General features: G+C 32.2%; 16 protein-coding genes, 1 tRNA gene and 2 pseudogenes. 4 read left to right on the top strand and 15 right to left on the bottom strand.

The window, feature by feature from the left end; all coding sequences use genetic code 11:
* Positions 1-3,315 (top strand): VCBS repeat-containing protein, encoded by a 3,315-nt coding sequence (locus V5787_RS04020; protein WP_336891986.1) that lies wholly within the window; start codon positions 1-3, stop codon positions 3,313-3,315.
* 7 nt (positions 3,316-3,322) lie between these two features.
* The gene (locus tag V5787_RS04015; RefSeq protein WP_336891985.1) at positions 3,323-6,649 is read left to right on the top strand and encodes a VCBS repeat-containing protein; all 3,327 of its coding nucleotides are present in this window, start codon (positions 3,323-3,325) and stop codon (positions 6,647-6,649) included.
* 186 nt (positions 6,650-6,835) lie between these two features.
* On the opposite strand, the gene V5787_RS04010 is transcribed toward V5787_RS04015, so the two are convergent.
* From V5787_RS04010 to V5787_RS03955, 12 genes are all read right to left on the bottom strand, one after another.
* On the bottom strand, positions 6,836-8,167 hold the full coding sequence (locus tag V5787_RS04010) for a TlpA disulfide reductase family protein (protein ID WP_336891984.1): 1,332 nt from the start codon (positions 8,165-8,167) through the stop codon (positions 6,836-6,838).
* 30 nt (positions 8,168-8,197) lie between these two features.
* A complete protein-coding gene (locus V5787_RS04005) occupies positions 8,198-8,548 on the bottom strand; it encodes a hypothetical protein (protein ID WP_336891983.1) in 351 nt (116 codons plus the stop codon).
* A gap of 127 nt (positions 8,549-8,675) precedes the next feature.
* A complete protein-coding gene (locus V5787_RS04000) occupies positions 8,676-10,523 on the bottom strand; it encodes a M1 family metallopeptidase (protein WP_336891982.1) in 1,848 nt (615 codons plus the stop codon).
* Positions 10,524-10,541: 18 nt separating this feature from the next.
* The gene (locus V5787_RS03995; protein ID WP_336891981.1) at positions 10,542-12,212 is read right to left on the bottom strand and encodes a S8 family peptidase; all 1,671 of its coding nucleotides are present in this window, start codon (positions 12,210-12,212) and stop codon (positions 10,542-10,544) included.
* Positions 12,213-12,229: 17 nt separating this feature from the next.
* Positions 12,230-13,090: an MBL fold metallo-hydrolase gene (locus tag V5787_RS03990; RefSeq protein WP_336891980.1), complete on the bottom strand. Its 861-nt coding sequence runs from the start codon at positions 13,088-13,090 to the stop codon at positions 12,230-12,232.
* Between the two features lie 170 nt (positions 13,091-13,260).
* A complete protein-coding gene (locus tag V5787_RS03985; RefSeq protein ID WP_336891979.1) occupies positions 13,261-14,994 on the bottom strand; it encodes a sugar phosphorylase in 1,734 nt (577 codons plus the stop codon).
* A 1-nt stretch (position 14,995) separates the two neighbouring features.
* Positions 14,996-16,207: a glycosyl transferase gene (locus tag V5787_RS03980; RefSeq protein WP_336891978.1), complete on the bottom strand. Its 1,212-nt coding sequence runs from the start codon at positions 16,205-16,207 to the stop codon at positions 14,996-14,998.
* A gap of 6 nt (positions 16,208-16,213) precedes the next feature.
* Positions 16,214-17,365: a DUF4147 domain-containing protein gene (locus V5787_RS03975; RefSeq protein ID WP_336891977.1), complete on the bottom strand. Its 1,152-nt coding sequence runs from the start codon at positions 17,363-17,365 to the stop codon at positions 16,214-16,216.
* Positions 17,358-18,152: an HAD-IIB family hydrolase gene (locus V5787_RS03970; RefSeq protein WP_336891976.1), complete on the bottom strand. Its 795-nt coding sequence runs from the start codon at positions 18,150-18,152 to the stop codon at positions 17,358-17,360. The genes V5787_RS03975 and V5787_RS03970 overlap by 8 nt, the downstream gene beginning before the upstream one ends.
* Before the next feature lie 228 nt (positions 18,153-18,380).
* Positions 18,381-18,454: transfer RNA gene (locus tag V5787_RS03965), tRNA-Cys, on the bottom strand.
* A 110-nt stretch (positions 18,455-18,564) separates the two neighbouring features.
* The gene (gene folB, locus V5787_RS03960; protein WP_336891975.1) at positions 18,565-18,924 is read right to left on the bottom strand and encodes a dihydroneopterin aldolase; all 360 of its coding nucleotides are present in this window, start codon (positions 18,922-18,924) and stop codon (positions 18,565-18,567) included.
* A 112-nt stretch (positions 18,925-19,036) separates the two neighbouring features.
* Complete coding sequence (locus tag V5787_RS03955) at positions 19,037-19,267, bottom strand: hypothetical protein (RefSeq protein ID WP_336891974.1); 231 nt, start codon at positions 19,265-19,267, stop codon at positions 19,037-19,039.
* Between the two features lie 232 nt (positions 19,268-19,499).
* Here V5787_RS03955 and V5787_RS03950 point away from each other — a divergent pair.
* A pseudogene (locus tag V5787_RS03950) lies at positions 19,500-19,967 on the top strand (ISAs1 family transposase); the annotation flags it as partial.
* Between the two features lie 75 nt (positions 19,968-20,042).
* On the opposite strand, the gene V5787_RS03945 reads toward V5787_RS03950, so the two are convergent.
* Both V5787_RS03945 and V5787_RS03940 read right to left on the bottom strand, forming a co-directional pair.
* Positions 20,043-22,505, bottom strand: a complete 2,463-nt coding sequence (locus V5787_RS03945; RefSeq protein WP_336891973.1) for a M1 family metallopeptidase — start codon at positions 22,503-22,505, stop codon at positions 20,043-20,045.
* 90 nt (positions 22,506-22,595) lie between these two features.
* Positions 22,596-23,507 (bottom strand): patatin-like phospholipase family protein, encoded by a 912-nt coding sequence (locus V5787_RS03940; protein ID WP_336891972.1) that lies wholly within the window; start codon positions 23,505-23,507, stop codon positions 22,596-22,598.
* A gap of 83 nt (positions 23,508-23,590) precedes the next feature.
* Here V5787_RS03940 and V5787_RS03935 point away from each other — a divergent pair, with 83 nt between their 5' ends.
* On the top strand, positions 23,591-23,791 hold the full coding sequence (locus V5787_RS03935) for a hypothetical protein (RefSeq protein WP_336891971.1): 201 nt from the start codon (positions 23,591-23,593) through the stop codon (positions 23,789-23,791).
* Positions 23,792-23,904: 113 nt separating this feature from the next.
* Here the strand turns inward: V5787_RS03935 and V5787_RS03930 are convergent.
* Positions 23,905-24,039: pseudogene (locus V5787_RS03930) on the bottom strand (IS1595 family transposase); the annotation flags it as partial.

The following is a 24,039-nucleotide window of genomic DNA, read 5'->3' as shown; positions in this document are numbered from 1 at the left end:
ATGAAATACAATTTTATTTTTTTTCTTACATTTTTAGTTTCTTGTATTCAAAGCCCAGAAGAGACAAAACAATTTGTTTTAGTACCCTCTAGTGAAACACATATTGATTTTGTTAATAAATTAACAGAGTCAGATTCTTTAAACTATTTCAATTACCCATACATTTATATGGGAGGAGGTATTGCTGTAGGAGATTTTAACAATGATGACTTACAAGACTTATATTTTACTGGAAATATGGTTTCTAATAAACTGTATTTGAATAAAGGAAACTTACAATTTGAAGATATTACTGTTCAGGCGAATGCAGGCATGGGAAATGAATGGTTTTTAGGTGTTACTACCGTAGATATTAATAATGATGGATGGTTGGATATTTATTTGAGTGTTTCTGGGAAAAATGAATATTGCCCAAATAAATTACTTATAAATCAAGGAGTTGGTATTACAGGGGAAATATCTTTTAAAGAAGAAGCAATAAAATATGGTATTGCTGACACAGGTCATAGTTCCCAAAGCACCTTCTTCGATTATGATAATGATGGAGATTTAGATTTATATGTGGCAAATTACCCAACCACACCTTTTAAAACATCACCAGATGTTTTTGCCAAACATATTCAACATGCAACACCAAAACATTCCAATCATTTGTATAGGAATAATGGAGATGGAACTTTTACAGACATCACTCAAGAGGCAGGTTTGTTATCTTATAGTTTGTCGCTAAGTGCTACAATAAGTGATTTAAATAACGATGGTTTTCAGGATATTTATGTGAGTAACGATTTTGCAAGTGCAGATTTTTGTTATATCAATAATGGAGATGGAACTTATAGAAATACTCTTGAAAAATCTACAAAACATACTGCTTTGTACGGTATGGGAGCAGATATCGGAGATTTTAACAATGATGGATTTTTAGATGTTCTTCAAGTAGATATGGATGCCTCTACAAACAAACGATCAAAAGCAAATATGGCAAGTATGAATCCACAAGTTTTTTGGGATACATATAACGCTGGCTTGTATTACCAATATATGCACAATTGCTTGCAGTTAAATACAGGGATTTTAGATAAAGACAACAACCCTTTGTTTAATAATATTTCTAGAATTGCTAATGTCTCAACTACCGACTGGAGCTGGGGTCCCATTTTTGCCGATTTAGACAATGATGGATGGAAAGATATTTATGTTTCTAATGGTACAAGGAGAGAAATAAATAACACAGATTTTTTTAATGAAATAGGAAAACAAAGAAGTGGTTTTTCAAATACATCTACTACGAGTGCATTAGAAAACTCATTAAATATCCCCTCTGAAAAAACGGATAATTTTGCCTTTAGGAACGCCAAAGATTTGACCTTTGAAAAAGTAAACAAACAATGGGGTTTAAGTTTTAAAGGGTTTTCAAATGGTGTTGTTTATGTTGATTTGGATAACGATGGTGATTTGGAAATAGTGTTAAATAATATAGATGATAAAGCGGTAGTTTTTGAAAATAAAAATATTGAAAAAAATAATTCTATCACTTTTGAATTTGTTGGTCCTAAGAAGAATTCTATGGGTTTAGGGGTGAAATGTAAGCTTATAATTAAAGATAAAAAACAGTTCCAAGAGTTGAATTTGGTCCATGGATATTTGTCATCTATGGCGCCAAAGCTACATTTTGGATTGGGAAAGAGTACGCATATAGATACCATTGAGCTTTCCTGGCCTGATGGTAAGAAGCAGTATTTAATAGCGCCTAAAATAAATAGTAAACACACTGTGAATTATGCCGATGCTAGTTTTGTTAAAAGTAAGAATAACAACTCCGTTTCTAAGTTGTTTAATAGTGAAGATAAACAATTAGACAGTGTATATAAACACGAAGAAAATTTTTATGATGACTATAAAATCGAAATATTACTACCACATAAAACCTCTACCTTTGGACCTTATCTTGCTGTTGGTGATGTAAACAATGATGGTTTGCATGATTTCTATTGTAGTGGAGCTTCTGGGGAAGTAGGAGGTTTGTTTTATCAAACAAAAGAAGGGAGTTTCGAGAAAAAAGATTTTGGTTTTGAATCGGATAAAATAAAAGAGGATATGGGATCTTTATTTTTCGATGCGGATAACGATGGAGATTTAGATCTGTATGTGGTAAGTGGAGGAAATGAATTTAAACCGAATTCAAAAGAATTGCAAGATAGATTGTATATCAATACTAATGGAGTGTTTTTAAAATTGATAAAATCATTACCAACAATGTATTCAAGTGGTTCTAGGGTTTATAATTTTGACTTTGATAATGATGGAGATCAGGATCTTTTAGTTTGTGGTCGTTTGGTTCCTGGCAATTACCCTTCTCCAGCCAAAACATATTTATTAGAAAATAAAAGCACTACTGATAAAGTATTGTTTGAAGATATTACAGAACAGTTTATTCCAGAACTAGAAAAATTAGGATTAGCTACTGCGGCTAATTTGGTTGATATTGATGGAGATGGCTGGAAAGATATTATAATCGTTGGTGAATGGATGCCAATTCGTGTATTTAAAAATAAGCAAGGAAATGGTTTTGTTGAGGTTTCAAAAGAGCTTGGATTAGAAAAATCTACAGGTTGGTGGTTTTCATTAGAAAGTGGTGATTTTGATAATGATGGTGATATTGATTTTATAGTTGGTAATCTAGGTTTAAATTATAAATATAAATCATCAGAAGAGGAGACTTTTGATATCTATTTTAATGATTTTGATAGCAATGATAAAAACGACATTGTACTGAGTTATTATAATGAAGGTAACAAATTCCCTGTTAGAGGACGTTCTTGTTCTTTCTCTCAGGTAGGAATGATCAAGAAAAAATTTAAAACATATAATAAATTTGCGGAAGCAACATTAGACGATATTTATGGCAAAGATCAACTTGAAAAATCTTTGCACTATCAGGTAAATACCTTTGCCACGAGCTATTTAGAAAACAAAAACGGAAAACTCATACTACATCAATTACCAAATGAAGTACAGCTGTCTAGTGTGAATAGTATATTAGTGAAAGATTTTAATGCTGATGGTAATTTGGATGTTTTAACGGTGGGTAATTTGTACGCCTCGGAAATAGAAACTCCTAGGAACGACGCTGGAACAGGTGTTTTGTTAATGGGGTCTGGTGATGGAAATTTCTTGGCTAAACCCATAAACCAAAGTGGTTTTTATGCACCCAAAGATGTAAAAGATATGCAATTGATTACTGTAAATGGAGCTGCCAAAATTGTACTTGGAAATAATAATGATTTTCTAAAGTTTATAGACATTATAAAATAACTGTTATATGAAAATTTATACTCTATGGTTTTTTATGATGTTGTTATTCTTAGCAGGATGCGATTCAAAACCAGAACAAAATTCTATGGCCTTTAAGCCAACCTTATTTAATAGTATTAAGTCTGAAGATTCTGGAATTTATTTTAGCAATGATATCACAGAAGATTTGGATAATTTTTTTATGGTATATAATTATGCTTATAATGGTGGAGGAGTAGCTATTGGGGATATTAATAACGATGGTTTACCTGATATTTATTTTACAGGAAATCAGGTTTCTAATAAATTGTATCTAAATAAAGGAGATTTTAAGTTTGACGACATTACTGATACATCAAAAGTTTCTGGAGAAAAAGGTTGGAGTAATGGTGTTGTGATGGTCGATATAAATGGCGATGACTTATTGGATATTTATGTCTGTAAAGGAGGATGGAAAGGTACTACGTCTGAACGTTCAAATTTATTATATATAAATAATGGAGATACTACATTTTCAGAAAAAGCTAAAGAATATGGTTTGGCTGATACTGGGTTTTCTATGATGGCTTCTTTTTTTGATATGGATAATGACAATGATTTGGATATGTATCTGGTCAACCGACCTCAAAAATTTAATAGTACTCATGAGTCAATTAGAAAAGGAAAAGCAGAGCAAAACCAATTATATAGACATAAATTATATGAGAATATAAACGGGCATTTTATAGAGGTTGGTTTAAAATCGGGTATTGATAACACCTATGCTTTTGGTTTAGGGCTGGTTACTTCTGATTTAGACAATGATGGTTTTGTTGATGTTTATGTAGCTAATGATTATTTGGAAAGTGATTATTTTTTTAAAAATCAGGGTGATAAAAAATTCAGACAAGATATTGCAGGTTTTTCTAATCATGTTTCTTTTTATGGAATGGGAGTAGACGTGGTTGATTTTAATAACGATGGTTTTGAAGATTTGATAGAGCTGGATATGACACCTTCTGATCACGAGCGTGCAAAGGTAAATATGGCAACTATGGATGTAGTTGCATATAAAAGAATTTTAGATCAGGGAAATCATTATCAATATATGCATAATATGTTGCAGATTAATAATGGAAATGGTTTTTTTAGTGAGGTTAGTCAACTTGCAGGAATTGCCAAAACAGATTGGAGCTGGAGCTGTTTGGGAAGCGATTTCGACAATGATGGTTTTCGAGATTTATTTATATCTAACGGGTTTAGAAGGGATGTCTTTGACAAGGATATTACTAAGGAATTTACTGAATATGTACAATCTAAAGAGAAACAAAAACGATCAAAATTGGAAAATGTACAGTATATAGTAAATTTTTTTAAAGAAAATAAACTTCCTAATCAGATTTATAAAAACATGGGAAATTTAAAATTTGTTTCTAAAATGAAAGAATGGGGATTGGAAGATCTTAGTTTTTCAAATGGTGCTTCTGTAGCTGATTTAGATAACGATGGAGACTTAGATTTGGTCGTAAATAACATCAATGACAAAGCATTTATTTACAGAAATAACGCTGAGAAAATTGCCAATAATTATATAAAAATTAAACTAAAAGGACCCAAAGGGAATACATATGGTTTAGGTGCTAAAGTAACGGTTTACCACAAAGACAGTATTCAGTATCATGAGTTAAAAAATGTTCGAGGGTATCTGTCTTCTGTCGATCCTATTGTACATTTTGGCTTGGGGAATATTTTGCAATTGGATTCTGTTAAAGTATATTGGCCGGATGGGAAAATTTCCATGAATTATTCAATACAGAGTAATAAAACACTTGAAGTTGAATATAAAAAGGCTAAACGGAGTCTTGGATTGTCAATAAAATCATATGTGCCGATGTTTAAGGATATCACAGAAAAGGCCTTTGAAAATCAAAACATCAAACATCAGGAGAATGACTATGACGATTTTAGGGATCAAATTTTATTACCTCACAAATTGTCAACCGAAGGTCCTTGTATAGCAGTTGCAGATGTGAATAATGATGGTTATGAAGATTTTTTTATTGGAGGAGCAACGGGGCAATCCGGCAAGCTTTTTTTACAGAATAAAGACAAAACATTTTCAGAGTTTTTTCTGCCAGTTTTAAAAAAAGACAAAGGTTATGAGGATACTGCTTCAGTGTTTTTTGATGCTGACAATGATGGAGATTTTGATTTGTATGTGGTAAGTGGTGGGAATGAATTTGCTGAAAATTCGATGGCTTATCAAGACAGACTGTATTGGAATGATGGGAAAGGAGGCTTTGCCAAAGAAAAAAAACTACCTTTGACAAATACGAGTGGAGGTACAGTAATTCCACTTGATTTTGATGGAGATGGTGATTTAGATTTGTTTATTGGAGGCCGGTTGGTGCCCAAAAAATATCCTAAAGCACCTAGGAGTTTTTTATTGGAAAATAAAAATGGAATTTTTATAAATGTAACTCGAAAATTAGCACCTGAATTGGAGTATTTGGGAATGATAACAGACGCTACTTTTGTAGATATAAATAAGGATGGCGAAAAAGAATTGTTAGTGGTGGGTGAGTGGATGCCAGTGGTGGTTTTTGAAAAACTTGACGGAGTTTATAGAAAAAAGGAAATTGAAGGTCTGGAGAAAACAGAAGGATGGTGGAACTGTATATCCCCTGTCGACTTGGATATGGATGGTGATTTTGATTTTGTTTTGGGAAATTTGGGCTTGAATTATAAGTTTAAGGCCAGTAAGGAAAAACCATTTTACGTATTTGCATCTGATTATGATTCTAATGGATCTAACGATGTTTTTTTAGCAAAAAATTATAAAAATAAAATAGTTCCTATTCGTGGTAAGGAATGTTCAACCCAACAATTACCAGGTTTGTCAAAAAAATTTAAATCTTATGGGCAGTTTGCCAAAGCAGATCTTAGTGAGCTTTTGGGAGATGTAAATAATAGTCAAGAAAAACGAGAAGCATATGTCTTTGAGTCAGTTTCAATTATGAACAATTCAGGAGTGTTTGAAATAAAACCATTGCCAAATAGAGCACAATTTTCAACTGTTCAAAGTTTGTTAATAGATGACTTTACAGGAGACGGTGTTGTTGATGTATTTGCTGTTGGTAATAAATTTAATATTGAAATAGAAACCACTAGGGCAGATGCCTCTATTGGAGTGTTATTAGAAGGAGATACTCTTGGTGGTTTAAGTGCATTAAGTGCTTTGCAAAGCGGAGTTTTTTTACCTCAAAATGTAAAATGTTTACAGTCTATTTGTTTAGGTAAAAATGGTAAAGGTGTACTTGTGGGAGTAAATAATGGAGAGCTAAGATTACTAGAATTTAAGACCGTAGCAAGGTGAGCTACAAAGTAAAGAGCTGAGAGTTTGTAGTAATACATTGTTAATAAGTTCATTAGCTCGTACGCTGAGGTGAGATGTTAATGAATAAGAAACGAATTTAATACGTCATTTAAAATGGTATTATAGTATATTTCAATTATTCATGGAAAAGAAGAAGATTATTAGAGGCTTAGCCAGTTTATAAAACTATTTTAGCCTAGAGACAGCATCTTTTAGTTCCTTGTAATTGTCAGGTAAGACAATAATTCGTTTGTTTGCATTTAGTACTATATATGTAGGAGTAAACTCAACGTTATAAGACTTCGCAATGGTGTTTTTCCATTTCCCCAATCCTAAAACATTCTCCCATCCTTCAAAGTTTGGAATTAATTTTGTCCATTCCTTGTTGTTTTCTTCCAAAGCGACATTAATTACCTGAACATCCTTATAATCCTTTAAAAAAGCATACAATTCTGGTAATTGTTTTTTACAATGAGAACATCCTGTGCTCCAAAAAACAACAATATAGTTTTTATGTGTTTGCAAAGTTGATAACTGCTTATTTTCACCCCATGTAAAATCAGGTGCCAATTCACCAAGTACGATAGAAATTTTCGCCAAAGTTTTTTCAATATATAAGTTGCTTTGCTGTTCAGCTGGAAGTTGTTTATAGTGATTCTCTAATATGTATTTTACCATTTCTACATCTTCCAACTTTACAAACTCTTCAATAATAATTTCTGTTAAATCTTTTTGTAGATCTGTGTTCTTAGGAATTGTTAGCATATTTTTAACGGATTCCTTATATAGATTCTTCTGTGTTTTAGGATCTTGAGAATAGTTCAAATTGAAAATATAGTCAATAGCTCTATCTACTAAAAAAGAAGAGTTTACCAAAACGGAATCATCAAAATTGATATGTTGAAAAAAATTATTTTTGATTCCTTCTAAATAATCTTGTGGAGAAGATATTATCGTTTTCGAATTGTAACGTTGTGTTGCTTGAATAAAATGAAAAGCCAACATGTTTTTCGATTCTTTTTGATATTGCTTTTGAATATCTTTTAGCTCATAATATGCTTCTTGATATAATACAGCTGCTACTGGGCTAGGGTCTTTAAAATAAGTGATTTGAATAGAATCTAAATATTGCTGTCCGTTTAGAGCACTTTGTAAATACGCTTTATATATTTGATTTTCTTTCGATTTGGAATACCTTACAGTTTCCTCTGGATAATCAGGGTTGAAAGTAAAGGAAACTACTTCTTTATTGTATAAAAAATCAATAAAACCTTCTCCTTTTAATCTATATACTACACGATACATTCCTGAAGAAGAAGTCTGAGGAATTTCAAAATAAAAGGACTTATTATCAATTTTCGTGTTTTTTATATAATGTTGCTTACCTTCTTTTATTTGATACAGCATAGCCCATTTTATGTCTTTAGAAAAAGGCTCTATGGTACCTTTTATTTGGTGCTGAGCAAACGACATCAGTGAGCTTAGCAAAAACAATAAGATTATTCTTTTTTTTAACATATAGAAGTTGTTTTAATAATCAATCCAAAATTAATTATCACCAGAAGAAAAATATTTTACAACCGCCTCTTTCATCAATATAGATTGCTCTCCAGGTTTTAAGGTTGGCAAATCTTCCAATACTTTATAGTGAGGCCAGCCATCAGGGTCTATAAAATCAAATTCGTAATAACCATAAGGCTCTAATAATCGGCAAATTGCAATATGCATAAGATTCACTTTTTCATCTTTTTTAAAAGTATGAATTCCTTTACCTAGTTCCTGCACACCTATTAAATAGATAATAGAATCCAAGTCTAATTTGTCCCCGTCTGCAAACTTGTCTGAAAGAAATTTCACCACAGACTCCCATCCTTCTTTCAACTCAATATCTCTTGACATACTTATTCTTTTTAAAAGCAAAGATACGTCAATTGTCTAATGTTTTTTGATTTAGTCTTTGTAGAATCATCCTTTTAAATTCAATCTTTTTAACTAGTATTCTTGACTCCACACGGTTTCAGTCTTGTTATTCCACTAGTCTTGGATAGATATTGTTTCCAGTCTCTTTATCAGCCATTAAACCTGACGGGTCAATTTGTACAGAATGTATCTCTTTAGTTACCGTAAATTCATAAGTAGGTGCTACCCAGGCCCAGCTGTCCAAAACAGTTGCTGTGGTTGGTTTGGCTCCTCTCATCATTTTTAATGGAATATAAAATGCTTCTGTACTTCCGTCTTTATAGGTTAACAATACATCTATAGGCATGGGCATTCTTCCCAGTCTTTCCAAAACAACTGTTTTAGAGGTTTTTACAGAAACGGCATAATCTATTGTGTGTTTGGTTTGTGTCCAATAATTTAAATACCAATCCAAAGAAATACCAGAGACCTTTTCTGCCGATCTTTTAATATCATTTGGTGTCGGGTGTTTGAACTGAAACTCTGCGTAATATTTTTTTAAAGTCTTTTCCACATTTTCTTTACCGATCACATACTCTAATTGCGACAAGAAAATTGAACCTTTACTATAACTTCCGACGCTATATGCTAAATTATAATGATAGGCATCTGCATGAGTAGTTAAAGGCTCTTCAATACCATAATTCAATAAATTATAATAGCCTTTATAAGATCCTGCTATAGGGTTTTCTTTTTTTTCATTTAAAATTTCATTTACAGCATGACTTGAAATATAGGTAGTAAAACCTTCGTCCATCCAAGGGTGTTTTGATTCATTTGTTGCCAAAACAAATTGAAACCAAGAATGCGCCATTTCATGAGCAACAACTCCAACTAAACTTCTAAAAGTTCTTTCACCAGTAATCAATGTACACATTGCATACTCCATTCCTCCATCTCCTCCCTGTATTACAGAATATTGTTCGTAGGGATAGTCTCCGATATGTTTATTAAAATAGGTTAGTAATTCCGCTGTTTTAGGCTGTAGCTTTTTCCAGCTTTTCAAATACTCTTTGTCCATTTTATTTTTGTACAAAAAATGAAGTTGAACACCATTTTCCGCTACCAAAACATCATGTGCAAAATTCGGGTCTGCTGCCCAAGTAAAATCATGCACATTCGGAGCTATAAAATGCCAAGTCAGTTTTTCGCCTTTGTGTTTTTTTACTTTTACACCAGCATCTTCATAACCATAACCAATTTCATTAGGGTTTTGCAAATAGCCAGATCCTCCTACAATGTATTTTTTATTTATATGTAAAGTCACATCAAAATCACCCCAAACACCATGAAACTCTCTTCCAATATAAGAATTCGCATGCCAACCTTCAAAATCATATTCCGCTAATTTGGGATACCACTGCGCCATAGACAAGGCTACACCTTCTTTGTTGTTTCTTCCTGCCCTTCTAATATGTAAAGGAACCTGCCCTAAAAAGTTCATTTCAAAAACTGTTTTGGCACCAGGTTGAATAGGTGTATTTAGTTTAACTTCTAAAATAGTACCGTCTATCTTAGTTTTGACAGCGACACCATCTTGTGTTAACATATTTACTTTGATAAATCCGATTTCATCAGGTTTTAAAATAGATATTTTACTGATAACCACAGGTTTTTCTTCTGTTCCCGACTTAATCACCATTCTTCCATCTGGGTCTTGAATATTTTGCAAACGAATATCCATTTCACTGCCTGGCTGAAAAGCATTAAAATACAAATGGTAATATACCTTATTTAAAACGTCTGGTGAATTATTGGTATAAGTCAAGGTTTGTTTTCCTTTGTATTGATATGATTTTATATCCATATCAATATCCATTTTATAAGAAACATGTTGCTGCCAATAGCTCGTATTCTGAGCTGCAATTGAAAATAAACAAAAAAGACAAGCAACACTACTAGATATCAAACGCATAGTTTGGGTTTTAAATTATTATTTCTTTTTAACAACCATTTCATCTGCCATTTTCACGGCATTAAAGGCATTTACAATTCTACCTGAAACACATAACTCTGACAAACTTACCAATTCATCTTCGGTACCTGGCTTTATAACTTTAAAGTTAATGATTGTACCTGAGTTCATAAGAATATGCTTTACCTGACTTGCAGATAACTCTGGGTAATAAGAACGGATCATAGCTGCAACACCTGCAGTAGATGGAGAGGCCATAGAAGTACCACTTAAATACTTATATTCATTATTAGGTACTGGAGCATAAATTTTCACCCCTGGAGCAAAAATATCTACATTTATTTGACCGAAATTAGAGAAAACAGCTAACATATTCTTGTCATAACTAGAACCTATTGCTCCAATGGTAATCATATTGTCAGAAATTTCTTCTTTTAAATCGGGAGCGTCATTTGGATACGTAGCTACAACATCAATATCTTCAGCATCATTACCCGCTGCATTTACAATCAATACATCGTGTTTTTCGGCATATTTAATTGCTTCATGTACCCAATCAGCATGCATAGAATATGTTTTACCAAAACTTGTGTTGATTACTTTGGCTCCATTATCAACAGCATATCTAAAAGCCAAAGCTACATCTTTGTCATACTCATCACCATTTGGGACACAACGAACCGACATTAGTTTAGCGTTTATAGCAACCCCGTCTACTCCTTTTCCGTTTCCATTAGACGCTAAAATTATTCCCGCTACATGAGTCCCATGAATTTCATCTATTTGGCGGTTACTAGGGTCACCATTTCCATAGTATTTGGTACTCATATCATTTTCATCATCACCTAACAAATCCTTTCTAGGATTAAAATCTAAGTTGTAATGATTATCTACAGAGGAGGTATAATGATCTAATCCGCGTTGAATTTGCTTTATTTCATCAGAAATACTTGTTCCTCCGTTTAAAATATTTAGTGTAAATTCTTTTTGCTTTAACAACATAGCATCAACGGTAACAATTGCTTCTACATCTGCCAAATCATAATCTTCTTTACCTGTATTGGCAATCATGGCGTCATGAGAAGTCTCGAACATTTGTAAGTAAAACGTATATTTTTCTTTTTCAGAAGAAGCCTCATCTAATTTTTCGTCAAAAACCTCTTTCATTTTCATATACTCATCGTACTCTTCCTTGTGTTTTGGGTCAATTTCAGAATCTATTTTTCCTTCGAATTTTTCAGATTTAAGTTTGATAATTCTTGTGATCTCTAAATTTTCATCGTAGATATCTCCTAAGAAATTCCATCCATGTATGTCATCTATATATCCATTTTTATCATTGTCAATTCCGTTTCCAGCAATTTCTTTTGGATTTGTCCATAAAACATCTTTTAAATCTTCATGATCTAAATCAATCCCAGAGTCGTTGACGGCAACAATAACTTCTATAGATTTTTTTCCTTTTAAAAAATCATAAGCTTGTAAAATACTCATCCCAGGAATGGTGTCGGTTGCAATATCTGCATGCCCCCAAGTTTGTTTTTCAGATTCAGTAAGAGCCATATTCTTTGCTCCAATTTCAACCCCATTTTGAACTGCTATTGGAACAGGGATTTTGTGAATGGATTTACAACTTACTAAACTTATGGTAATTAATGCTGTAACGTAAAAGTGTTTTAATAATTTCATATTTATTTTTTTTAAAATCAACTAAAGACTTCGTTAAAAGTATAACTATTTTGGAGACGCACTCCTCTATCTGTGTGTTTTACAGTACACAACTCATTATAAGCATCGTGTTCTGAAAACAATATATATTCTTTGTCTGCTGCCTCGTTTAAAAATAAAGCTTTTTCACTCATTGTTAGCAAAGGTTTTGTGTCATAGCTCATTACGTATGGCAAAGGCAAATGACCAACGGTTGGCAATAAATCAGCTGTAAAAACGAGGGTTTTTCCTTTGTAATTTATATAAGGAATCATCTGCTTTTCAGTATGTCCATCAACACATAATATACCAAAATTCAATTCTGAATTAGAAATAAATTTTTTTGCTTTTAAATCGATAAACTCCAACTGACCTGATTCTTGGAGGGGTAAGATATTCTCTTTTAAAAAAGAGGCTTTTTCTCGTGGATTTGGTTCAGTTGCCCATTGCCAATGTTCTTTATTCGACCAGTATTTGGCGTTTTTAAAGGCAGGTTGGTAGCCTGTTTTATTTTTATTCCATTCTATAGCTCCGCCACAGTGATCAAAATGTAAATGTGTAAAAAAAACATCTGTTATTTGATTTCTATGAAAACCCAATTTTGCCAATGAGTTATCTAAAGAGAAATCTCCTGATAAATAAAAATAGCCAAAAAAAGTATCTGATTGTTTGTTTCCAATACCTGTGTCAATCAATATCAGTCGGTTGCCGTCTTCAATAAGTAAGCAACGCATAGTGATATCAATCATGTTATTAGAGTCTGCTGGATTGGTACGTTGCCAAATACTTTTGGGAACCACACCAAACATAGCACCTCCGTCTAATTTAATATTGCCTGTTTCGATTGGATAAATCTTCATTTTATAAATTTTAAAAATGCCTTTATATTAACTCAGAATAACAAACATACATAAGTTAGCAAAATAAGGTAAAAATACAAGATACCCATTGCGATTTCGAAAAAAACTTATCAATTCAACTGAATTTTACGCAGAGAAAATAAATAATATTCTGTCAAAAATCACTCGAACTACCTGCTTTTTCCTTTTAACCACAACATTTGATATGGCTCTAATTTGATTAACGAGCTTTTTTGATTTAGCTCAATTAATGAATTTAGAGCTAAAACATTATGCAAGGGTAACGGAATTGTTTCTGGCAAAACACATTCAACTTCTTTATCAGAAAAATTGTGTATTGCTATAACTCTTTCTTTTTTATGGATACAATGTTGATCTACCGCAAAAATAGAGGGACCTAAATCTAAAAACTCAAATTTACCAAAAGGATTAAATGCAGCTTCATTGATACGAATAGAGATTAACCGCTTATAATTATCCAGCATTTTTTTAGCTAAGGTTCCTTGAGTTTCCAATTCTTTTTCTAACCAGTCGATATTGTATTTTTCTCTGTTAATAGTTCTATTAAGACCAGAATGTTTTACTCCATCATGATAATTTCTAGAACCGACTAAAGAGTGGAAATATATCCCTGGAACGCCTGGCATTACCAATACAGTCGCCTGTGCTAAAAACATTCTTTTATATCGAACTTCATCGGTTTCATTAGGATGTGTTAAAGCGTCTATATAACTACAATTTAACTCATATGGACTTTTACTTCCATCAGCATCTGTTTTATAAGAAACCAATCCTCCATGCTCTTTTACCGTATTTCCAAGATATTGAACCTCATTATCTGTTAAAATTCCTTTTACAGGTCTAAGTCCAATCCCATCATGACTTGCCGTAAAGTTAAAAAAGCAGACTTTATCACTTGGAAGCACTAAGGTTTTAGCCCATCGCGTTAAGGTTGTTGTGTTTTCGTTTAATATTGAATGAACCAGCAATGGGGGCAAAGCAAAATTGTATACCATTTGAGCTTCATCATCACCACTTCCAAAATAAGATACATTTTCGTGATGTGGTACATTGGTTTCCGTTATAATAATTACCTCTGGAGCAACCTCATGTAAGACTTCTCGCATCAACTGAATTAATTCATGTGTTTGATCTAAATGAACACATTCAGTTCCTATTTCCTTCCAAATAAAAGCAATAGCATCCAACCTAATTAGAGTAGCTCCTTTTTCTACATAATAAAATAGTGCATCCAAGACATTTCTTAAAACTCTATGACTTTTATAGTTTAAATCAACCTGATCTCTACTAAAGGTGGTCCATACATATCTAATTTTTCCTTTATTGTCAACATACTCACTTAAAAGTGGCAATGCTCTCGGTCTTATAACCTGGGTTAAATCGATAGATGGATCTACTTCTGTAAAAAAATCTTGAAAATAAGGATCCCCATCTAAAAAAGCTTTAAACCAGTCTGAAAATTGAGATATATGATTGATAACTCCGTCGACCATCAATCTATAATCTCCACTAATTTGTTCTATTTCTTTCCATGATCCCATTTTAGGATCTACAGCACCATAGTTTACAACAGAAAACCCATCATCTGAAGAATAAGGATAAAAAGGGAGGATATGTACAGAGTTGATAACTCCCTTAAGGTGCCTGTCCATAAAGCCTTTTAAGGTTTGTAAAGATGCTTCGTGATCTTTGTTTACCTGATCTCCGTAAGTAATTAAGATCACATCTTTTTCACTTAACGGGTATTCTTTTGATTGTATTCTTGATTTGTATTTAAAAATTAAATCAATGATGCTATCTACAGCACGACCAGCTATTTCAGGTGTATATAACCGATGCAATCTTTTATTAATTGTGTGGTCCTTATCTGAAATATGTTTCATATTATTCGTTGTCTTTTCTAACGTAATCTACAAATTTATCTGAAAATTTAGGCATTACAGATCTGACCGTAATCCAAGATGACAAAGAAGGAATTCCCATTGGATCTTCGTGAAACTCTTCGGAAGCATCTTTAATAGCATCTTGAAAAGCCTCTACAGCTTTTATTTCTTTCTCTCTATTATACTCTAATGAGTTTAATTTACTTAAGGCATTGTATTTTGAGATCTCGAACCTCGACTCTTGAAAATAAGTTGCTAATAGTGTTTTAAAAGAATCTTTTGAAAATACGATTCCTTCTTGAGACATCACCCTAAATAAGGTTTTAGCAATATCTTTAGACATTTTATAAATCCCATTCTGATTTTCTTGATTTCCAAGCTCTTGATGCTTATGCTCATAACTCTCCATGATTTCGGTCTGACAAATTCTTCTGTTTGAAGTGTTTTTATAAACCTCACTTAGTGTTGAAACTTCTAGACCCCAGGTTGGAGAAATTGCGATGCCACGTGCTAATGATCTTATAAACGAGAATTCCCCAGCTAGAGAATATCGAAAACTATCCATATAGTCTAAGTACTGATTCCCACCATAAACTTTGGCTAAAGATTTTATCAAAGGTGTATACAGTAACCTTGTTGCTCTACCGTGTAATTTATTGGTAACTCTGGAGTAAAAACCTTTGTTAAACTCAAAATCCAATGCAGGGTGTACGATTGGATAAAACAATCTGGCAGGAACTTCTCTTGTGTAATTTACGATATCACAATCGTGTAAAGCAAAAGCATAAGCATCTTTATCTGCTAAAGCACAGCCCAGCATAGTCCAAACATTTCTTCCTTTCCCAGTTGTTTCTAACCCTGGAAAACCTTCAGCAGTCAAATCGGCATACAATTCTTTTACTCTAGGTCCATCATTCCATAAAACATCTACTTTACAAGGGAGCACAGACATCATTTTTTTCACCTTAACAAACTGTTCTTCCGTAGCTTGATCTAGTCCTAGAATTATTTTATACAAATATTTTACATGTTTCAACTCTTCAATAATCTTATGCATTGAAGGGGTTTCAAACTCTGAATACAGTGCTGGTAATAACAATACCATCCCTCTCCTTTTGCTGAGTTTTTCTAGTTCTTTTTCTAAATCTTCTATAGTTCTACTTCCTAAATTCTGTAAGGTTGTTATTACTCCGTTTTGAAAAAAATCTGACATTTTGTTTTATTTTTTTAAGATTATAATAAAGTCCATTACGTTTGTTCCTGTAATTCCTGTCACAAAATCATACTCCAATATTTTAAAAAAAGTATTGCTATCACTGTTTTTTAAATAGGTTTCTGGATATAGTTTCTTTTGTTCTATTTTTTTATAAATTTCAAAGTCTATAAAAGCACCTGTAGCATCAGACCTTCCATCGATACCGTCACTTCCTGCACTTAATATGGCTATTTTTTCACTTACACAATTAGCTAAAAGTAACCGTAGTGCCAATTCTTGATTTCTTCCTCCATAGCCGTCTCCATTTACAATTGTAGTCGTTTCTCCTCCAAATAACAAACAAAAACTATCATATTTTTTATCGTATTTTTTTATCTCAGAACTAATAAATGCTGAAGCAGATATGGAATCCACCTCTAAAGTTGTAGTAATAATTTCTACGATATCCACTTTAGGACTTATATATTCTTTTGCTCGATTCAATGCTATTTCATTATTTCCTATAATATGATGAGCAAATTTTCCATTATTCATAGGTGCCGAGCCAATTGTATTTAAATCATCTCCAATAACATCACTTAAAACCAAGACCTCTCCTTTGGCTTTTATCTGATTGGCTAACTTTCCTCCTTTTATTTCTGAGATTGATTTTCTTACCGTATTTAAAGCTTTTATATCTATCCCTGAGGTTAACAAGGCAGATGATATTTTGGTAAAATCCTCCAAGCGCAATCCGCTGATAGGCTTTTCTATCATTGCAGAGGCACCTCCCGACAATAAAAAAACAAAAAAATCATTTTCATTTAATTTTTCAACAGCTTCTAATAATATAGTAGCAGCTTCTATACTTTTTTTAGAGACCAAAGGATGGGTAGATCTAAAGTGTTCCATATATTGTAACGCTCCTACAGAAGTAGAAATAACCACACCTCCTGAAATTTTATCTTTTAAAATAACCTCACATTCTTTCGCCATTTCATAGGCTGCTTTTCCAACACCAAAAACAAAAAACCTAGCATCATTTTTTAGTAAATATTCATTTTTTACTATCGTAATTGTACTCCCGTTTATGGATATATTATCATTAATTAATGACGGGGCTTTTACCTTGTATAAAGCTTGAAAATAAATTTTTTCTAATTCTGATCTATACATTTTTCATTAGCATTTCGTTCCAACCTTTTGCTCCTTTAAAACTCGATTTTTGTAATTTTGATTTCGAGATACTTACATATTTCCCTTCGTTATTTTGAATTGCAATAGGTATGTCTACACTATTTAACATAGGTACGTCGTTTTGTCCATCTCCCAAACCAATAGAGTTTATTTTTTCATTATACATGTTTTCAAAAAGTGAAATACACTTCTTTACTGCTTTGCCTTTGTCTTGCTGCTCTCCAATCAAATGATAAAACCTACCACCTTTTGTTATTTTTAAATGATGCTTTACTGCTAGCTTTTCCAGATTTTCTAAACACGAATTGTTTTCTAATACAAAAGGTTCAGTGAAATTTCGCTGTTTAGATGCTTTTGCATTTTCTTTAGACAACCCAGTAAGTTCCATTACTTTTTCAATTGACATATCGCTAAAACCTAACATTTTAAATTCCTTTTTATAGCGATTATAAAAATTTAACACCTGGCTATAAGAAACGCCTAATTGCAATATATAGTACTGTTCAAACTCTGCTAAAAAAGAAAAATCAAAATCTTTGTAATTTTTCGGAATAAATAGAGCTGCTCCATTTTCTACAATAAAAGGTTCTTTAATTTCCACCTTTTCTTGTAACTGCTCAACTTCTATTTTGGTTTTACTTGTAGTAAAAACTAAGGGTATTTCTTTATTCAAAATTTGCTCTAAAGCTTCAGATGCTTCAACAAACGAATAATCATTATGATTTAAAAAAGTTCCATCCAAATCTGTAAATACAATCGTTTTCATAGTTCTTATCAGTCTTAAAAAACAATAGCTTCTCTAAATTAGAAGCCTTATTAGCATTAATTCATAACACAAAACTAAATCTTTTTTTGCTAAAAACAGCTGTTATAAAACATAGATTAAGATGTTGGTTTCGCATTTGCGACTGCAGGTAATTCTGCATAAGTAGGATTGGGGGGCAGAACGGCTATAAAACCAAAAACCATCTATCAAATGATAGATGGTTTTATTTGGAGGCGTCGAGCGGATTCGAACCGCTGTAGATGGTTTTGCAGACCACTGCCTAGCCACTCGGCCACAACGCCATTCAGGCTGCAAATTTAGTTAATTTTCTAATTTGTACAAGATATTTTTAATAAATATCAAGTTTTTCTAATTCTCTGTTTTTTTTAGGAATAAAAAAATGAAAACTGGCTTATTTCCTGCTCTTTTTCAATACAACAGTCACTTGTTCTACATCTCCTCCAATCGGTGGGTTTACTTTAGAAACTGCTATTATTACTTTTGACACCCTTGGAATTTCTTCTAAAACACGATCTTGAATTCTTTTAGCTACGTGCTCCAGCAGTTCAGAACGAATATCCATTTCTTCTTTTACTATCAAATTTAAATGAACATAATCTACTGTGTCTATTAGTTTATCCGACTTACTAGACTTTTTTAAGTTTGCTTTTACTTCAATATCTACCCTATACTCAGAGCCTATTTTAGCTTCTTCCTCTAAACAACCGTGATACGAATAAGTGCGAATGTTTTCAATTCTAATAATTCCCATGAAAATAATTTAACTGCAAATTTAGCAAATCATCATCGAGATACTGATATAAAAAATCCATTTTTTTAATAAATGTCGAAGTAATTTACCTTACTTCGACATTTGTGGGAGTTTATAAAGTTCCATCTCTTTTTCGCGATTTTAATCCACTAATATGAAGTGCGACAAAACGCTGAATAAAAGACATCTTTACCAACTCATTAGGTCGAAACAAATCGGTTCGATAATTTTTAATCTTTCGAATCCTTTTACCTGCATAATGTTGTCTTCCCCATCCAGTTGGTGACTTAAAACTTGATAAATCAGCCTCTGACTTGCTTGAATCTAAAATTTGGTCCTTCATAATTAAAAATTTTAAAGTGAAACAATCTACGAGCATCAAAAAATGCACTCTTTAATTTACGAAAATATTTTGATATTTCAAAGTAACATCCTGTTTTACTCAGGGCAAACTCACACTTTTTTCAAGTTAATTCGATTGGCTTGTAGTTGTTTATATTGTTGGTTTTTCGTATATTATATTGACAATCAAGTAAATATAATTATGGATTCAAAAAGCAAATTAGTCAGTATTTTTTGGCAAGGTAGAAGACCCTAGAAGCGATATAAACAAGTTACATGACTTGGTTGACATCCTTCTTATTGGTATAATTTCGGTAATTTGTGGGGCAGAAATATGGAAACAAATGGTTGAGTTTGCTAGTTCAAAAGAACAATTTTTGAAAAAATTCTTACAATTAACAAATGGTATTCCCTGAGAAGGCACTATAAATAGGGCGTTTTGATCCATAGATAGTTCTCAATTTGAAACCTGTTTTATAGATTGGGTCAATTCTATTTCAAACTTATCAAAAGGACAAGTAATCGAAATTGATGGAAAAACACTAAGAGGAGCAAAGTTCAATGGAGAAAAATCACCAGTTAGTGCATGGGCTAATCAAAACAATTTAGTTTTGGGTCAAATTAGAGTAAATGAAAAATCTAATGAGATTACAGCTATTCCAGAACTGCTAGATAAGTTATTTATAGAAGGCAATATTATTGGTGTTAAAACCAACGCAAAAAAAATATAACTCATAAAACACGAGCTATATTAATAGCTTATAAAAAAGCCATTACTAAATTTTCATCAACTGTACCAAAGCTTCATTCACAACTATAATCAATTCTTTTTTATTAGAATTCTCCAATTTATCTTGCTCTTTTACCATACCTCGCATCAACCGAACAGCCTCTTTGTCAAAATTATACTTCTTATACTGCTTTCCTTTAGCCACCATATCTTCTGTAATATTCTTAAAGGCCTGAATATTATTAGACCTAGACACCCATTCAAAACCTAATTTAAACAAAGATTTTGTCTCCTCGTTATTCGACATATACAAACCTTGAATTATATATTTAGAAACAAACTCTAATTCACTCTTATCCTTTTCCTTTATGTATATTTTAGACAATGGATACGCAATTGTCTTCTTAACATTATCAGGCAACTCTTTTGCCTTAGATATTGCAGATTCTTTATCTAAGTAATACAGCGCCTCCAACGCAGCACCCTTGACTTTATTTGATTCATCATTAAATGACTTCTCAAAAAACTTCTGATAATCAAAATAAACCAATTTACCTAAAACCTTTATAGCTGCAGCTTTAACATGATTATTATTCGCTGTTTTTGCGATTTGTTCTATCTTAAATATCACTTTGCTTTTCGCATATTTACCACTCAAATCAATTTTTTCTAACGCCAATACTTGCACCTGATAATTCACATCATCAAAAGCCGACACTACCATATTAAAAATCTTCTTATCATCTTGATGCTTAGAAAGCTCCAATAGTGCTTTTTTACGATCATCAAAATAATCAGCATTCGAAAAAATAAACTTATAATTACTAAGTGTCTTATTCTCAATAAATTCCGCCAATAACACATGATTTGCATCTACATGAATCCAATCAGGATACTCTTCATAAGAAAATGTAATCGACTTCTCTTGCTGATCAACAAATAACTCTATTCTTTTTTTCTTCCCACTCTCATATATATCAATAACAACTGGAAAATAAAATTCCTTCCCTAACTGTTTAAGTGTAACGGTAACAGATTTCTCAAGTAGATTATAATCATGTGAAATCCTTATCTCAGGATGCCCTGATCCATAATACCATTGATCAAAAAACCAATTTAAATCCTTTCCTGAAACCTCCTCAAACACCAATCTCAATTGAGAAACTTCTGCTGATGAGTACATGTTCTCTTTTAAATAAAGTTGCAGCCCTTTATAAAATGCCTGTTCTCCAATATAATTCTTCAACATATGAAGAACGGCTCCCCCTTTATTATAACTAACCAAATCAAAAACATCTTCTTTGTTTTCGTAATCAAAACGCACCAATTTTTTCAATTGATTTCCTCCATTTTTATAAGCTTCTATAGATTTTATCCTATGCTCCTCCGCTCTATCATAGCCGTACTCATGCTCCAACCATAAATACTCACTATAATTAGCAAAAGACTCATTTAAACTTATATTACTCCAGTTTTCCGTTGTCACCAAATCACCAAACCAATGATGAAACAACTCATGCGCTATCACGGGCTCCCATGTATTCCCATCTACCAGGTCACCTTTTGTTTGATAAGCCATATCTGCATGGACAACTGCTGTGGTATTCTCCATTGCACCACTCACGAAATCCCGAACAACAATCTGACTATATTTATCCCAAACATAATCCACCCCTGTAATTTCAGAAAAGAAATCCATCATTTTAGGTGTCTTTCCAAAAATATCCCTAGCCAGACTCTCATATTCTTTTTCTACATAATAGCTAACTTCTATACCTCTCCACTCATCTTTTACGACCGAAAACTCACCAATCCCCATAAAGAACAAATAAGGAGCATGTTTTTTATTCATCACCCAATAATCTGTTCTTTCTCCATTGTCGTGGTCTTTTTGACTTTTTAACAAGCCATTAGACAAAGTCACAAACTTAGAAGGTACTGTAATTGAAATTTCTTGTGTCGTTTTTTGATTTGGACTATCAATTGTAGGAAACCAACAACTACTCGATTCAGTCTCTCCTTGTGTCCAAATCTGAGTAGGCTTATCAATATCCAGCCCTTTCGGATTGATAAAATAAAGTCCTTTTGCGCTTGTTATTGCCTTACTTGCCGTTTGTTTTACTTTTGAAGGATCTGCAATATATTCTATATACAAATTAAGAGTATCCTCTTTTTTATACACTTTTTCTAAATCTAAATATATTTTCTGATCTATATAATTATAATTCACCACTCTGCCATCTAACTCTATTTTTTTTATTGTCATTCCTTTGGCATCCAAAGTTAATTTATCCGTTTCATAAAAATAGGGACGCAAGGTCAGCCATTCTTTTCCAAATAACAATTCCTTTGGAATATCAAAACTGACATCCAATTTAGTATGAATTAACTCAAATTTTTTTTCATACAAACGGGCATTTAAATAGCTTGTTTTTTTTGAGTTATTTTGTGCGATAGCAACAAAAAAACTAAAAAACAATAAAACAAGGAAAGCACTTTTGAATTTCATAAAAAGATAGGTGTTTATTGCAAAAATAAACATAGCAAAGCACAAGACCTATAATAATCTGTTAAAAAGAAAAAGACACAATCTACAGATTTACTTATCATACTTGATCTGATTCATTTGTTTATCGTAGACTGACTCAGCATACTCGTAGCCTTCTTTCCACCAAGAAGCCATTTTTTTCTTATCAAAAACCAAAGAATTAACAGTCAGTATAGTAGGAGTATAATAAAGATTTAATTTTACATCTTTATTCTTTGCAGCTAATTTACCAATGATAACATTGTGCTTTTCAACATTACCTAACACAAACTCAAACAACGATGAAATCAAAGAAAATGGATTCTTAATAGGTAAATTATTATAATACTTCACCTCAGTGTCCAAAATAATCACATCCACCTCCTTAGCTCCTCGATTGACAGCTTCACGTATAGGAACCAAACTACCAAAACCACCATCAGCATATTGACAATTATCTTTCTCAAACAAACTCATAAAAGGAACATAATTACAAGAAGCCCAAATCCAGTCACAGAAATCATCATATGAATAATCATAAATAGACTTATATTCAATACTGCTTTTTGTTAGGTTAGACACAGTTACAACTACTTCCTTATTATTTACTCTTAACTCATTATAATACTCTTCTGTAACATTCTTACGGATCAAACGTCTTAAGTTTTTACTTTCTCCAAAGGTTTTTTTCTTCCTTATAAAGTTCCATAATACATTCATATGATTAATAGTAACTACTTTTTCTCCATGTATTTTCTTTATATAAAAGGGGTTATTATCAAAGATACTTCTATTTGTAACATTTGTATACAACTCCTTTAACTCGGTAGTTTTCCCTAATGCCAAATGAGAAATCAACAAACTTCCTGTTGAAGTTCCTATAAACAAATCATAGGATTTCATCTGCTTCTTTATCAAATACTCAGCAACACCACCTGCAAAAGCACCTTTACTTCCTCCTCCTGATATAACCAACGCTTTCATAGAATTCTTTGTGTTTTTTTAGTAATTTTGATAAATGTAACAAAATTGATTTCAAACAAAACCAGATCTTCTGATTTATTTTCATGAAAAAAGACAAAACATCTAGACTTCTCATCATATCATGTATTATCGGATTGATTTGCTTTATGGGTTGTAAAAAAGAAAAACTAAGCAACTCTCTAAATTTAATCTGCTCCGAAGTTCCTCTTCTAAATAATTTAAAAAACGTTACCGAACCAAATGGTAATTTCCAAATAAAAATACCAAATAACTGGAAAAAATAATTTTTCATAAGCGATAATGAATCTAGGCTATATTTTGCCGACACTACTAAGGAACTCAGTCAAAGTTATATTGTCGACATCGGACTCTTTCAAATCAAAAAAAACATTCTGAGTTATACGCCTAGTGTCTGTTTTGTATTTTTTTGATATTTAGGTTTTTGTAGTACCATTCTAAGAATTGTTTTATGAAAAATGGATTCTTTGTATTGTGACCTATTAATTCTAAAACAAAATTCATCAAAATATGC

Source organism: Flavicella sp., from assembly GCF_037132785.1.
Lineage (GTDB): Bacteria > Bacteroidota > Bacteroidia > Flavobacteriales > Flavobacteriaceae > Flavicella.
Note: the sequence above shows the minus strand (reverse complement) of the source record. Positions and strands in the feature narration are given on the sequence as shown.